Origin of the sequence: Nostoc sp. KVJ3 (genome assembly GCF_026127265.1) — a bacterium.
In the GTDB taxonomy this organism is placed as follows: domain Bacteria; phylum Cyanobacteriota; class Cyanobacteriia; order Cyanobacteriales; family Nostocaceae; genus Nostoc.
In genome coordinates this window covers 3,295,973-3,309,996 of record NZ_WWFG01000001.1, presented here as the reverse complement: position 1 = coordinate 3,309,996, position 14,024 = coordinate 3,295,973, and the positions used below count along the sequence as shown (strand labels likewise).

Sequence of the window (14,024 nt, the reverse complement as noted above, 5' to 3'; positions counted from 1 at the left end):
TCCAACTACGGTAGGGCATACCGGAAGTTAAAGCTTGGGGAGAGAACCACCTCTGGATTAGATACCGCAAGGGGTTTAATCTAAGTGGACTCGTTGAACCAAGAATCTCCGTGTTTTTAGACCGGAGAGTGTCAATACGTATCTCCTTATTTCAGCATTACTCTGTTATGACCCTAACACTCTACAATACCCTCACCCGTCGTCAAGAACCGTTTGAAACAGTCGAACCAGGCAAGGTTAAGATGTATTACTGCGGCGTGACGGTGTACGATTACTGCCATTTGGGTCATGCTAGAGCTTGCATCGTTTGGGATGTAGTGCGCCGATACCTCCAGTTTATCGGCTATGAAGTCCGATATATCCAAAATTTTACCGATATTGATGACAAGATTCTCAATCGCGCTCGTGTTGAACATTCCTCAATGGAAGCTGTAGCCGATCGCTTCATCAAAGCATATTTTGAGGATATGGGGCGATTAGGAATCAAAGAAGCTGATGAATATCCCCGTGCTACTCACACGATGAATGGCATTCAACGGTTAATTCATGAGTTGGAAAATAAAGGTTTTGCTTACCCTGCTGACGGCGATGTGTATTATGCAGTGCGGCAGTTTGCTGAGTATGGCAAGCTTTCGGGACGCAAGTTAGAAGATATGCAAGCCGGGAAAAGCGATGCCTACGGCGGGCTACGCCTACGCGTCAACGTAGACGATCCAGAGTACCAAAAAAAGAAAGACCCCTTTGATTTTGCCTTGTGGAAAGCAGCAAAACCAGGAGAACCAGCTTGGCAGTCACCTTGGGGCGCAGGTCGTCCGGGGTGGCATATAGAATGCTCGGCAATGGTGCGCGATCGCTTGGGTGATACCATAGATATTCATGCTGGTGGTGCTGACTTAATTTTTCCCCACCACGAAAACGAAATTGCCCAATCTGAGGCTGTGACAGGAAAACCCCTAGCTCGTTACTGGTTACATAACGGCATGGTAAAGGTAGATGGTGAAAAAATGTCCAAATCTTTGGGCAACTTTACCACTATTAGAGAATTGCTGGATCGAGGAGTTGACCCGATGGCGGTGCGATTATTCGTGCTAACTGCTCAATATCGGACACCCATAGATTTTACCGACGAAGCGATCGCCGCAGCAACCAACGGTTGGCACACCATTCAAGAAGGTTTACTCTTCGGCTACCAATACGGCAAAAAACTAGGCTGGGAACTAGAAGAGGGGGAAAATTCCCAAATCCAAAATCCAAGTTGCGCTGAAAGCGCACCTTTGGTGCGACCTAAAATCCAAAATTCAGATGTTGAACGCTTCCAAGAAACTGTGAATAACGACTTTAATTTTCCTGGTGGGTTAACAGTGCTGTTTGAATTAGCCAAAGAACTGCGCCGTGAGGGAAATATTCTTGTGCATCAAGGGAAAACCGAAACTTCCCCTGATGAGTTACAGCGTCAATGGCAAACTCTTGTTACATTGGCTGGAGTTTTGGGTTTAGAAACCGAGACAGAAGCCAAAACTGACAAGAATGATGGTTTAAGCGATGCGGAAATTGAGGCGAAAATTCAGCAAAGGGAAAAAGCACGTAAAGGTAAGAATTTTGCCGAAAGCGATCGCATTCGTGACGAACTCCAAGCAGAAGGTATTACGCTAATTGATAGCCGTGATGGTACACGCTGGCACCGGAATTAAATTTTAAATTCTTATGTTGATTACTCTAACAAAAGCGATCGCTAGTTTCGATATTCCTGCTGATTGGATTGGTATTAGAGCCGTCAAGGAAACTTCTACTACCCGTTCAGTCCGTGACGGCTTACCCCAGGTAAATGGCAAATCCTTTACTATCGGAGCCATGCTGGAAGTTTTAGTTAATGGCTGTCTGGGTTATGCAGCAACCAATTCCTTGGAACTGTCTTCCCTCCAAGCTGCTGCTCAAACAGCCTATAATCAGGCATTAGCAGCCAGTGAATGGTGGATACATACCTTCCGAGAAAGTGAGCGTCCTAAAGTCGTTGGTGAGTATAAATCTCCATTCATTGAACCATTAGATGCTTTAAGTCCGGGAGAAATTAACGATTTACTGGTTCGTATTTGCCAAACGTTGAAAGTTGACGACAAGATTGTGCAAACTATAGCTGGTGCTAGCACCATTGAGAGAGAGTCTTGGTTTGTTAGTAGCAATGGCTCAGAAGTTTATCAAAAAATTCTATCTATAAGCACTCATTATGGAGCTACCGCCCAAGATGGAAAGGTTGTACAGCAGCGTAGTAATAATGGTTCACAAGCCAACTGTTACCAAGGCGGACTAGAACTATTAAAACAAGAAAACTTATGGTATAGGGTACGGCAAATTGGCGAACAAGCAGTAGAACTCTTGACAGCAGAAGAATGCCCAACCACCCGCACCAATTTAGTTTTAGCTCCAGATCAAATGATGCTGCAAATCCACGAAAGTGTCGGGCATCCCCTAGAAATCGACCGAATTTTGGGAGATGAGCGTAACTATGCTGGAGGCAGCTTCGTTAATAAAAGTGATTTTGGCAACCTAGTATACGGTTCGCCACTTATGAACATTACCTTTGATCCCACCGTGGCTGGTGAATTTGCTAGCTATGGTTTTGATGATACTGGTGCTGTAGCAACGCGGGAGTATTTGGTCAAGGAAGGAGTACTCCAACGGGGTTTAGGCAGTCTAGAGAGTCAAGCCAGAGCAGGTGTACCAGGAGTAGCCTGTGCCCGTGCTTCTTCATGGAATCGACCTGCGATCGATCGCATGGGCAACTTGAATTTAGAGCCTCTAAATGCAACCTTTGAAGACATTATTGGCGGCATAGAACACGGCGTTTACATGGAATCTAACCGATCTTGGTCAATTGACGATCGCCGCTACAAATTCCAATTTGGTTGCGAATACGCTAAATTAATTGAAAATGGTAAACTCACTAAAACCCTCCGTAATCCCAACTATCGCGCTACAACACCAGAATTTTGGCATAGCTTAATCCAAGTAGGAAATGCTGAAAACTGGCAAATGTATGGTACTCCTTATTGTGGAAAAGGAGAACCAAATCAGACCATTTGGGTCGGACATGGTTCCCCTGTTTGTGTATTTGCTAATGTCGAAGTTTTTGGTGGAGGAAGTTGAAATAGTTAGGAGTTAGGAGTTAGGAGTGAATAGTTGCTACTTAAATAGGTAGGCATAATTAAAAATCAAATAGAATCCTAGCTTGTTTTGAGCGATTCATCGCTCAAAACAGGATGATTAGGACTAAAGTCCTTACTACAAACTTTAATTTATTTACGCCTAGCTAGTTAAGAGCTTTGAATAAAAAAACCTCGAAGATATAACTCCTCACTCCTAACTCCTCACTCCTCACTCCTCGTTATTCCCTATTAATATTTAATATCCATGAAAATTGAGGAATTATCTGCGTTAGAACTCAGCTTTAATCGACTGATTGAAACTCTGCTAATAAAAAAAGCAGAAAATGAACAATTTACTGTCAGACTTAGTAGTGAAAGAAGTCAATTCACTCGTTTTAATCATGCGAAAGTGCGACAAACTGGTTGCGTTGCTGATGGTTGGATCGAACTAACTCTGATGGCAGGGCAACGCAGTAGTGTTCGGCAGTTTCCCTTTACTGGAAATTGGGAGATAGACTGGCAATTAGCATATCCTGCTTTGCAGGAACTACGCGACGAACTGATCCTATTACCCATCGATTCATATCTAGTTTTACCATCAGGAACTAATACCAGTCGGGAAGGACATTCGGGGAATTTATTGGCAGAGAAAGCAGTAGTACCAAGTGTATTAGAACAAGTTGCTGAATTAGATTTTACTGGTATATATGCTGGAGGAATAGTAATTAAAGCTTATGGTGATTCTAATGGTCAAAAACACTGGTTTGCTAATGATTCTTTTACCTTAGATTATTCTCTATTTTCCAACTCTGGACAAGCAGTTAAGGGGACATTTGCAGGGAATGATTGGGATAAATCTGCTTATATAGCCAAAATCAGCGAAGCCAAAAAGCAACTCGAATTGCTGGCTCGCCCAGTTAAAGAATTACCACGGGGACAATATAAAACTTATTTTGCACCTGCTGCTGTTGCAGATTTATTACTGATGCTTTCTTGGGGAGCTATAAGCGAAGCTGATATCCAACAAGGAAATAGCGCTTTAGCGGCTTTATCGCGTCAAGAAAAACAACTTTCGACAGCATTTAGTTTGAAAGAAAACTTTCAGCGCGGATTAGTACCGCGATTTAATGAATTGGGAGAAATGGCAGCACCGGAGTTACCTGTAATTGAAAAAGGACGTTTGGTAAACACTCTGGTGAATTCTCGCACTGCTAAGGAATATCAGAAAATTGCCAACGGTGCTAATGGTTCAGAGACTCTACGTGCGCCAGAAGTTAGTCCTGGAAATTTAGTATTTGAGCAGATTCTTCCGAAATTGGATACAGGATTGTATCTATCAAATTTGCATTACTTGAATTGGAGCGATCGCCACACTGGTAGAATCACAGGTATGACCCGCTATGCTTGCTTTTGGGTAGAAAATGGAGAAATTATCGCCCCCATTGAAAACTTACGTTTTGATGAAAGTCTGTATCGCTTCTGGGGAGAAAACCTAGTAGATTTGACCGATTTTCAAGAATTCATCCCCGAAGTAGGCACTTATGAAAGTCGCCAACTTGGAGGTAGTTTAGTTCCCGGTATGTTGGTGGAAGATTTTACATATACTTTGTAATGAGTTTATGCAAATATTCTCTTGGAAATGCAAAATTTTACATATCTACTAGGAACACCAACTTTGTGTTTTTATAACTTGTTGAATTTCAGTTTCCAGTAATTGAAAAGCAGACAAAGCTCTTAGTGGTGAAAAGTCATCAATGAGTTCAGCTAATCGGTGTACACGTTCGTTAACTGAGAATTGCTTTAGCCGCCGACCTGTCAACTCACTAGCTTCGCACAGAAGTCCATAGAGAATATCTTTTGGATCGGGTAGTTGTTCAATTTTACGGATATCTGGCAGCTGTAATGGTTGATGTCCACGAGGATTTCCTGCCGCTTTTCGTAGCGCTACTTCGTCAAATAATAGCCATGCCTCCTGCATACGTACCGGAATCACACAAACATGAGGTGGTACTGCTACTGATTTTTTAATTGCTTCTTCTAGCACTTCTAGGATTTCCGTTATACGTTTTTCGCGTGGTTCTCTTTCTGCATCTCGATGGATAAACAAGAGATCACAAGGATATAGTTCTAAGCTGTTGATGATGCGTGGTAATAACTTTTTCGGTGGTTTGGGTAAGCGTCGCAAATCCGCCCAATTAGACTGGATAGCACACTCAACCTGATGCGCCCGTAATAACCAGGTAAGGATAGGCATTAATGCTTTATCTGAACTGCCGTCTGACAGCAAAGTGTAGCAAAGTTCTTTCATACCGAGTCAGTCGGAAAACCGGGAATTAGTGGCTGAAGGTCAGTCCTATCCACAACTCGACGTTTTTTGGGTTGTATTGGTTTTGATTGCTGAAGATTTCCTACTTTTCCATTACTATCAGGCTGTGATTCACCAAGTACTACCGGATTCAAGTAAGCAAGTAATTTATTTTTAGGTACATCATTCATGCCTTCTGGGTCTTTCTGTCGCCAAGTGTCAGGTAGACAAGCAAAGGACACTCGCTTAAATCGCTTCCCTGAATCTACCGTTTCCTTTAATTCAGCAACTAATAGGCTGTCGTCAGGTACTTGCATAACTACTGAAGGTGAGTGAGTGTTGATGATTACTTGACGAAGAGGGTTATCTATCCCAATAGGTTCATCAACATCGGTAGCAATGTCTTGAAGTAGTTTGAGTATTTTGGGAATACGCTCTGGATGAATACCGTTTTCCGGTTCTTCTAAACACAAAAGACCTTGTGCTTGAGGGTCTAATTCTAGAACTGCTAATGCCAAAAAGCGCAGGGTTCCATCTGATAGTGCCCTTGCTGGATGTGATGTGCTGTCTTTGCCAGTGACTATTAGCGTTAGAATTTCCCGCCGTTCATCACGGTCAATTCCTACTTCACCCACATCGTCAATCAGTTCTGCCAGTCGATTCGCAACTTGGCTGTAAACCTGTGCTTCCGCCTCATCATCTGACAGTCCAATTGTTGAATGGTTTTTGTTGAACCGTGCCAAATGATAGAGTGTTGCAGCTAAGTGAGAACCATCCATGTCTAATTTTGTGGGCGATGTAAATTCGTCTGGCTGCCTTAGTGCTGAAGGTTCTAACTGAAGTAGCCGCCAGGATTGCATTTCTCTTCGCGCCAGCAGTACCGTTGGACTTTCCGCCGCATTAGCCACAGACAGCACGGTTCGGGGAAGATTCATGGCTAATCGAGACAAGGGTTTTCCATTTCTCCCGTCTTGATGTAGCTTAATTACTGTCTTTCCTTTGTCGTCCTCGGTTGAAATAAATGGTGAAGTTCGTCGCCCCTTAACTGCTGATTTACGCCATTCAACACTGTGAGGAAACAATAAGTTTTTCTTGGCATCACCAAGATTGATGTGAACTAACTCCTCTTTAATGATTTCTAGGGAACCTAAAGACCGCAAGCCATCATCTGATCTATAAGCGAGGATGATAGAGTAGCGAAGAAAAGTAATACTAGCTTCTGCCTTTTGCCCTAGATCGTCCACACCCTCTTCTGGTACAATCATCTCAGCATCAAAGGACATTTCATCTGCATATTTGTCACCAACCCGGTGAAACAAACTACGTACATCAGCTGTTCGACCTCCTTCATCTCGCACAGATAAAGCAGCTTCAATTAGTTGAATATCCGCAGTCGCACTCAAAAATCTAATAGCATCAAATAAGTTGGATTTACCGACCCCATTAGCGCCGGCTACACAGGTGAATGGGCCGAATCGGACATCAACATCGACGAGGTTCTTAAAACCAGAAACTTTCAACCTAGTTAGCATAATATTCCTCTGTTGGCAGAAAACATTGCAAATGTGCCAAGCAGACGTGGCTCACAAACAGAGTAGACCTCCTTCTTCTGGTTTGACTGTACAACCTGAATAAATTTTAAGTCTCGTTGGATAAAACCTAGTTATATCCTGACACTCGCAACTAGCTCAATCATCTGTTGCGCCTCTGGCGAAGCATCTTTTGTAAAAACGGGATGTGTACATTGCGTCTCGATGAGAAAAATGTATCAAACCATCTTTCTACAAATCCGTCAACCCAAACTGGTAAATGCTAGGACTACAGTTTATCTTTTTTTGCCAGGAGGTGAATTGCGCTGGGTGAGGTTATCAATTTGCAATTGTTGCCGTCCGTTGGTGACAATTCGCAACATATCTTTGAGATCCTGCTCGATATTGCCCAAAATGCCATCAGCATATTGATCGGCACCATCTTCAATTTCTTGAGCTTGAGCGATCGCAGTTTGTCGCATAAGTTCTAACTCTTGCTGACAAGCATACCGCTTGCGCTCAATCTCCGCGAGGGTTTCTTGCATTATTCCCTCACACTCTTGTTGCACTTGTCGCCGCAGTTGTTCAGCTTCTTGTTCTGCGTGTTGAATAATATCGCTTTCAGCTAAAATTTGCGCTCTTTTTGCTTGCGCGGCCTCAACAACCTGCTGTCCATACTCTTCCGCTTCTAGCAGAATTTCATCCTTTTGCTCAAGGATGGCTGCTGCTTCTTGAAAAAGTGATGGTAAAGCCAGCCGGATGTAATCAAGCTGTTCTAACAGCTTTTCTTCATCTATAAGAGTGCGTCCCGTCAGAGGAATCCTGAGACTAGAGAGAACTATTTCCTCTAGGCGGTTGAGTTCCTGCTGAATATCTACGCTTCCCTCTCCACTGACATATTCTTCAGAGGGGGGGTTGCTTCCGTTGAAATTGGGTTCAACATTGGAGAGTTGTGATTGTAGCATTGGTATATATCTAGGGCAATGTGTGGGGGAACGAGATGATCGATAGAGCCGCCAAACCTTGCAATCTCTCTCACCACACTACTACTTAAAAAACTATACTCATTTGAGGTTGCTAGAAAAACTGTTTCTATTTGGGTAGAAAGAGTTTTATTAGTGTGAGCCATTTGCAGTTCCACTTCAAAATCTGACACAGCCCGTAAACCCCGAAGCAAAACTTGTGCTTTTTGTATTTGGGCATAGTTGACGGTAAGACCATCAAAGCTGTCTACTTCTACATTAGGTAGATGTTGTGTAGAAAGACGGATCTGCTCTAGCCGTTGCTGCACGCTAAAAAGTGGCGTTTTGTTTGGGTTCCGCAGTACAGCGACAATTACCCGCTCAAACAGCCGACAACCGCGCCCGATGAGGTCAAGGTGTCCCAAGGTGATGGGGTCGAAGCTACCAGGATAAATAGCAATCACAATTTTAGATATATCAAAGTTGTTTAGGTGATTATATCGAAACTCTTTTGTGTAACTTACTCAAATCTACCATCTTGCGCTCTGAGCAAGAATGGTAAACTCAATTGTTTTAGTGGTACAAATTATGCTCAACTAGGCGTTAGGAATTAGACTCCTAAATATGGATGCTGGATTTTAAGTGTAGTTCCAGTATTCAAGATGTAAGAAACTCCGTACTCAGCAAAGTGCGCGGGTAGTTAACGAACTTTTCTAGGTAATTTCTCATGGCACTGGATTTTTCTACCTTGCTCTTGGCGTTTCAATTTACTTCTCCAGGGCCCATTCTAGTGAAATTAGGGCCACTAAGTATCCGTTGGTATGGCTTATTGATTGCCACAGCAGTCTTAATTGGCGTAATCCTCTCTCAGGAGTTGGCAAAGCGTCGTAATGTTAATCCTGAGTTGCTAGGCGATTTGTTCTTTTGGTTGTTGATTGGGGCAATTCCTGGCGCACGGCTATATTACGTTTTCTTTGAGTGGTCAAAATATGCCCCGACTCCCGGAAAAATCTTTGCTATCTGGGAAGGAGGCATTGCCATTCATGGAGCAATTCTTGGTGGCGTTTTGGCTGCATTAATCTTTGCCAAAATCAAGCAGGTATCTTTTTGGCAACTGGCAGATTTAGTAGCGCCTTCGCTGATTTTAGGGCAAGCGATCGGACGTTGGGGTAATTTCTTTAATTCTGAGGCTTTTGGCGATCCTACGACTTTACCCTGGAAGTTGTATATTCCACCAGACCATCGTCCTTTAGAATATGCTAGTTTCGATTACTTCCATCCCACCTTTTTGTATGAATCTCTGTGGGATTTAATGGTTTTTACGCTACTAATAACGTTGTTTTTCCGGTCTTTATCCGGTAAGCCGCGTTTGAAGGTAGGCACGCTATTTCTAGTTTATTGGCCAGCCTATAGCTTAGGACGCTTGTGGATTGAAGGTTTCCGTACTGATAGCTTGATGCTGGGGCCATTACGAATGGCACAAGTAGTCAGTAGTCTAGGAATTTTATTAGGATTAATTGGATTAGCTTGGCTTTACTTACTCAAACGCCCTTTACCCGATGTAGTGCCTACTCCCAAGGGGAATGGGGAGATGAGGGGATGAGGGGGCAGGGGGAGCAGGGGGGGCAGGGGAGGCAGGGGAGGCAGGGTGAGAAGAATAACTAATGCCCAATTCCCAATTCCTAAAAATAAAAAATGCCCCAGAATATTTTCTAGGGCTTAACCAGGGTGCATCTACCATTACTCTCTACCAGCGAAAGAGAGTGAATCCGGAAAGATACTGAGAAAATATCAAAAAAGTTTTTTGAGGGATTGTCGTGGGTTCTTTTAAAAGTGAATATACAGAAAACCTGAGTTATAAAAAAACGCTATATGCCATAGAACCATCTGTGTATATTGTTGGTGCAGGCCCTGGAGATCCTGATTTATTGACGGTGAAGGCGCAGAAACTACTGGCTGTTGCTGATGTGATTTTATTTGCTGATTCTTTAATACCCGAACAGATTTTAGAACTTTGCCGAAAAGATGCGGAGATAATTAGGACTGCGAATCAGACTTTAGAAGAGATTTTGCCGATTATGATCGATAGGGTGCGATCGCAGCAAAAATCTGTCGTCCGTCTCCATTCTGGCGATCCTAGTCTCTACAGCGCCATCCACGAGCAAATGCACCTCCTAAGAGAGGCAAATATTCCTTTTGAAGTCATACCTGGTATCAGCGCTTTTCAAGCTGCTGCTGCCAAACTCAAAGTAGAACTGACTGTCCCAGGTTTAGTCCAAACTATAATTTTGACCCGCATCAGTGGACGTACAGAAGTCCCCGCTACCGAAGAATTAGCTACTCTTGCAGCACATCAGGCTAGCCTCTGCCTATATCTCAGTGCGCGTCACGTCGAAAATGCCCAAGCTAAACTACTCGAACACTATCCAGCCGAAACCCCCATTGCAATTTGCTTTCGCATCGGCTGGCCCGATGAAAAAATTAAGGTTGTCCCCCTGAATGAAATGGCGGAATGTACTGATAAAGAAAAACTAATTCGTACTACACTTTATATAATCAGTCCAGCCCTCTCAACAGCAAAAGGGCGATCGCGTTTATATCATCCCGAACATAATCATCTGTTTCGCTCATCTCATCACTGAAAAGTGGGAATTGGGAAAACTGCCCCTTGTCTGGTCTGCGGTTCGGTAAACTTAAACAGTGTGAATAATTTCTAATTCAGTAATATGCCATTAATTAAAGTGCAAACTTCTGCATCTGCTCCTCAAAAAGCTGAAATTGAATCAATGCTTTTAAATCTATCAGCCAAGTTAGCAAAACATTTAGGAAAACCAGAATCCTATGTAATGACTGCTTTTGAGCCAGAAATCCCTATGACTTTTGCGGGGAATACAGACCCGGTTTGCTACATTGAAATTAAGAGCATTGGCGCGATGAAGCCAGACCAAACCGCAGCGATGAGTCAGGACTTTTGCCAGCAAATTAACCAAACTCTAGGTGTACCGAAAAATCGTATTTACATTGAGTTTGCAGATGCTAAGGGTGCAATGTGGGGCTGGAACGGCACAACCTTTGGTTAATTCCCCGTCTTCTTTGGTCAAGACCAACTTTATCTGGCAGGTGTAGGATAGAGATCCTACATCAACTCGTGATTTTTTATGTCTGCTACGCCTCTTGTATCTCAGGTTGACTTCAACTCAGAAAAATCAGAATTAATGCCTCCCCTTCTCGGTGCTTCTCTGGCGGAGTTAAGCACTTGGGTGCAGCAACAAGGACAACCTGCTTACAGAGGAAAGCAACTGCATGAATGGATCTATGATAAGGGAGTGCGATCGCTAGCTGATATTTCTGTCTTCTCTAAGCAATGGCGTGCGGAAGTAGCAGAAGTTCCCATTGGGCGCTCAACTTTACATTACCGCTCTGTGGCTCCCGATGGCACTGTCAAATATCTTTTACAATTAACAGATGGCCAAATTATTGAAACTGTTGGTATTCCCACCTTCGCAGAAAGGGGAGAAGGCCCAAAAGCCCGTCTGACAGTTTGCGTCTCTACTCAGGTGGGTTGCCCAATGGCGTGTGATTTCTGCGCTACTGGTAAGGGAGGTTACAAGCGCAATTTAGCACGGCATGAAATTATCGATCAAGTGTTGACTGTGCAAGAAGATTTTCAGCAACGGGTTAGCAATGTGGTGTTCATGGGACTAGGTGAACCGTTGTTGAATACTGAGAATGTCCTAGCAGCCCTGAAATCTCTAAATCAAGATATCGGTATCGGACAGCGATCGCTTACAGTTTCTACAGTTGGTATTCGCGATCGCATTCGTGAGTTTGCGCAAAATAACTTGCAAATCACTCTTGCTGTCAGTCTCCACGCACCCAACCAAGCCCTACGAGAAAAACTCATCCCCAGCGCCCGCGCCTATCCTCTAGAAGATTTGTTGGCTGAATGTCGAGAATATGTAGAAATCACTGGACGGCGCGTTACCTTTGAATATGTTCTCCTGGCTGGTGTCAACGATTTACCAGAACACGCATTAGAACTTTCAAAATGTATGCGAGGATTTCAATGCCATGTGAATTTGATTCCTTACAACCCAATTCAAGAAGTAGATTACAAACGCCCCAACCGCGATCGCATTGAAGCATTTGTCAACGTCCTTAAGCAGCAAAATACTGCTGTTAGTGTGCGTTATTCTCGTGGTTTAGAGGCTGATGCTGCTTGCGGACAATTAAGAGCAAGCAAGAATTAAACAAATATATAACCGCAGATAAACACAGATATATCCTAAGAAATAATCTCTGTTTATCTATGGAGTAAAATCGTCTGAAATCCTTTATTAACTTACCTCGCGCAAGTAAGTCGGCGTGCAAATTTCAATGTATGGTGGAATGAAGTGGAATGAAGCATAAGTCCTTGGGACATACTTCGCGAACGCAAAGGTCTTGTCGATTTTACATTCTGTTACATAGTTAGGTTTATTTGTATCGACTTACTTAGATGGATTACGGAAATCCGGCAAACCATGTAAAAAATTTGAATGTATAATTTAATTATGATGAATATCTAAAAAGTCAGATTTTTATGCAAAATCAAGATCCTGCACTAGATATAACCTTGATTTTGCTCTATCCCACCAGAAGCACCGCACAAGCTCATAACGGTGAATAAACATTAGCTTTAGTTAACTATTTCAAGCCTCTGCATCTATGTATAGAGTAATTTTGGTGAAATTTTAAGGATTTAGCGATCGCTAAATCCAACCACAACAATTGAGGAATAACTTTATGTTGAATCGCTTATCGCTGGTTAAAGGATGGCTACTCTTGATTGTGCTTGCAAAAGCTCTATCGATTAATTCTCCTGTATCTGCACAAATAATTCGGATTAATCCCCAGACGCAAGATTCGTTTCAAGAAAGAATCAGACAACAACAAGAAGAGCAAAATCAGCAAACACAAGAACAAATGAAGGAAACATGGCTAAGGCAAAACCTTCAAGAACCACAACTACAACAACAACAGAGAATACAACAACAAGAATTTACACGACAACGGCAAGAAATGCTCCGCCAGCAACAATTTAGACTACAACAAGAAGAAATAACGCAACAGCAGCAAGAATTTACACGACAGCAACAAAAAATACTGCAAAATCAACAACTTAGACAAGATCAAGAAATTAGACAACAGGAACAAGAGAGATTACAAGAACAGATCCGACAACAACAACTCAGACAACAGAAGAACAGCCTCTAAAATGCTGAAAATTTGTGGTAGATAATTTTATAATTAAAAATTAGAGAAGACATTCTCCAATTTTTAATTTTTATATCTAGCTAGCGCTGTGCATAAATCCCTGGTGCATAAGCCTCAATCACTTTCCCAGTGCGAGTACAACTAATCATCAAGTAGTCACAACTAGAGCATTGTGTCCGAGTCAATTGACTATCAGAAATGTAATAGCGTTCGGCTTGGCAGCCGCAATTTGGGCAGTAAATCTTTTGTACTGTCTGCATTTTAAAACCCCTGGTTGTAACTATTTTTTATTTGAGAAAACTGCCAGTTAAAGTAGAAATAATTTTGGTTTGACCCAACCTAACAAACGACCTTAATATTGGCTGATTATTTTAAACAAAATTTCAGGTTTGAAACATTTTCGATATCTTTGTATATTATCCTAGAATTTAAGCGATCTTACCCTCCTACTTTAGATACATAAATTATTTTTTAATTAAATCCTGCTTAGAGATTTACTGATCCCTATCATGAATGCCTTGAGAGAGCCTTGTTTATAGTCATTTCAGACGAATGCAAAAAAGCTGTTCTTGTATTCAAAAATTAAAACCAATAAATTACTGTATATTTAGTAACAAAATATCTATCTTAAGATTTAGTTAATATTTGCTGGCAAGATTTATCAGGTCAAATTCTGGGGAGATAACTTCATCAAAATTAGCATACTTATGAGATGCCGTAAATTTACGGTATTTACACTGCTGGATAAAGTTGTACAAAAACTGCTTCCATCTCCTAATGATTCGCATTGAGTCAAGAGTACTTAAACTACTTAGAAAGGCAAATTTAA

The 14,024-nt window shown here is 42.3% G+C and carries 13 protein-coding genes; 8 read left to right on the top strand and 5 right to left on the bottom strand.

Annotated features, from left to right (window positions below):
• Positions 1-167: 167 nt before the first annotated feature.
• From cysS to GTQ43_RS13000, 3 genes are all read left to right on the top strand, one after another.
• On the top strand, positions 168-1,691 hold the full coding sequence (gene cysS, locus GTQ43_RS13010; RefSeq protein ID WP_265273030.1) for a cysteine--tRNA ligase: 1,524 nt from the start codon (positions 168-170) through the stop codon (positions 1,689-1,691).
• A gap of 13 nt (positions 1,692-1,704) precedes the next feature.
• Positions 1,705-3,144, top strand: a complete 1,440-nt coding sequence (locus tag GTQ43_RS13005; protein ID WP_265273029.1) for a TldD/PmbA family protein — start codon at positions 1,705-1,707, stop codon at positions 3,142-3,144.
• 264 nt (positions 3,145-3,408) lie between these two features.
• The gene (locus GTQ43_RS13000) at positions 3,409-4,755 is read left to right on the top strand and encodes a TldD/PmbA family protein (protein ID WP_265273028.1); all 1,347 of its coding nucleotides are present in this window, start codon (positions 3,409-3,411) and stop codon (positions 4,753-4,755) included.
• Between the two features lie 48 nt (positions 4,756-4,803).
• Here GTQ43_RS13000 and GTQ43_RS12995 read toward each other — a convergent pair whose 3' ends face one another.
• The 4 genes from GTQ43_RS12995 to coaD all read right to left on the bottom strand — a co-directional run bounded on the left by GTQ43_RS12995 (position 4,804) and on the right by coaD (position 8,403).
• Positions 4,804-5,451 (bottom strand): hypothetical protein, encoded by a 648-nt coding sequence (locus tag GTQ43_RS12995; protein ID WP_265273027.1) that lies wholly within the window; start codon positions 5,449-5,451, stop codon positions 4,804-4,806.
• Entirely contained in the window at positions 5,448-6,980 is a 1,533-nt protein-coding gene (locus GTQ43_RS12990) for an AAA family ATPase (protein ID WP_265273026.1), read from the bottom strand. Before GTQ43_RS12990 ends, GTQ43_RS12995 begins: the two co-directional genes overlap by 4 nt.
• Before the next feature lie 293 nt (positions 6,981-7,273).
• Positions 7,274-7,942 (bottom strand): DivIVA domain-containing protein, encoded by a 669-nt coding sequence (locus tag GTQ43_RS12985; RefSeq protein ID WP_265273025.1) that lies wholly within the window; start codon positions 7,940-7,942, stop codon positions 7,274-7,276.
• Positions 7,852-8,403 carry a pantetheine-phosphate adenylyltransferase gene (gene coaD / locus GTQ43_RS12980; protein WP_265273024.1) on the bottom strand — a complete coding sequence of 184 codons (552 nt, stop codon included), beginning with the start codon at positions 8,401-8,403 and terminating at the stop codon, positions 7,852-7,854. The genes GTQ43_RS12985 and coaD overlap by 91 nt, the downstream gene beginning before the upstream one ends.
• 263 nt (positions 8,404-8,666) lie before the next feature.
• On the opposite strand from coaD, the gene lgt reads away from it, so the two are divergent.
• The 5 genes from lgt (at position 8,667) to GTQ43_RS12955 (ending at position 13,195) form a co-directional block, all read left to right on the top strand.
• A complete protein-coding gene (lgt, locus tag GTQ43_RS12975; RefSeq protein ID WP_265273023.1) occupies positions 8,667-9,542 on the top strand; it encodes a prolipoprotein diacylglyceryl transferase in 876 nt (291 codons plus the stop codon).
• 247 nt (positions 9,543-9,789) lie between these two features.
• A complete protein-coding gene (gene cobM, locus GTQ43_RS12970; protein WP_265273751.1) occupies positions 9,790-10,581 on the top strand; it encodes a precorrin-4 C(11)-methyltransferase in 792 nt (263 codons plus the stop codon).
• 84 nt (positions 10,582-10,665) lie between these two features.
• Entirely contained in the window at positions 10,666-11,019 is a 354-nt protein-coding gene (locus GTQ43_RS12965; protein WP_265273022.1) for a phenylpyruvate tautomerase MIF-related protein, read from the top strand.
• 78 nt (positions 11,020-11,097) lie between these two features.
• Positions 11,098-12,189 carry a 23S rRNA (adenine(2503)-C(2))-methyltransferase RlmN gene (gene rlmN, locus GTQ43_RS12960; protein ID WP_265273021.1) on the top strand — a complete coding sequence of 364 codons (1,092 nt, stop codon included), beginning with the start codon at positions 11,098-11,100 and terminating at the stop codon, positions 12,187-12,189.
• 535 nt (positions 12,190-12,724) lie between these two features.
• Complete coding sequence (locus GTQ43_RS12955) at positions 12,725-13,195, top strand: hypothetical protein (RefSeq protein ID WP_265273020.1); 471 nt, start codon at positions 12,725-12,727, stop codon at positions 13,193-13,195.
• A gap of 80 nt (positions 13,196-13,275) precedes the next feature.
• On the opposite strand, the gene GTQ43_RS12950 is transcribed toward GTQ43_RS12955, so the two are convergent.
• Entirely contained in the window at positions 13,276-13,455 is a 180-nt protein-coding gene (locus tag GTQ43_RS12950; protein ID WP_012410305.1) for a hypothetical protein, read from the bottom strand.
• Positions 13,456-14,024: the final 569 nt, after the last annotated feature.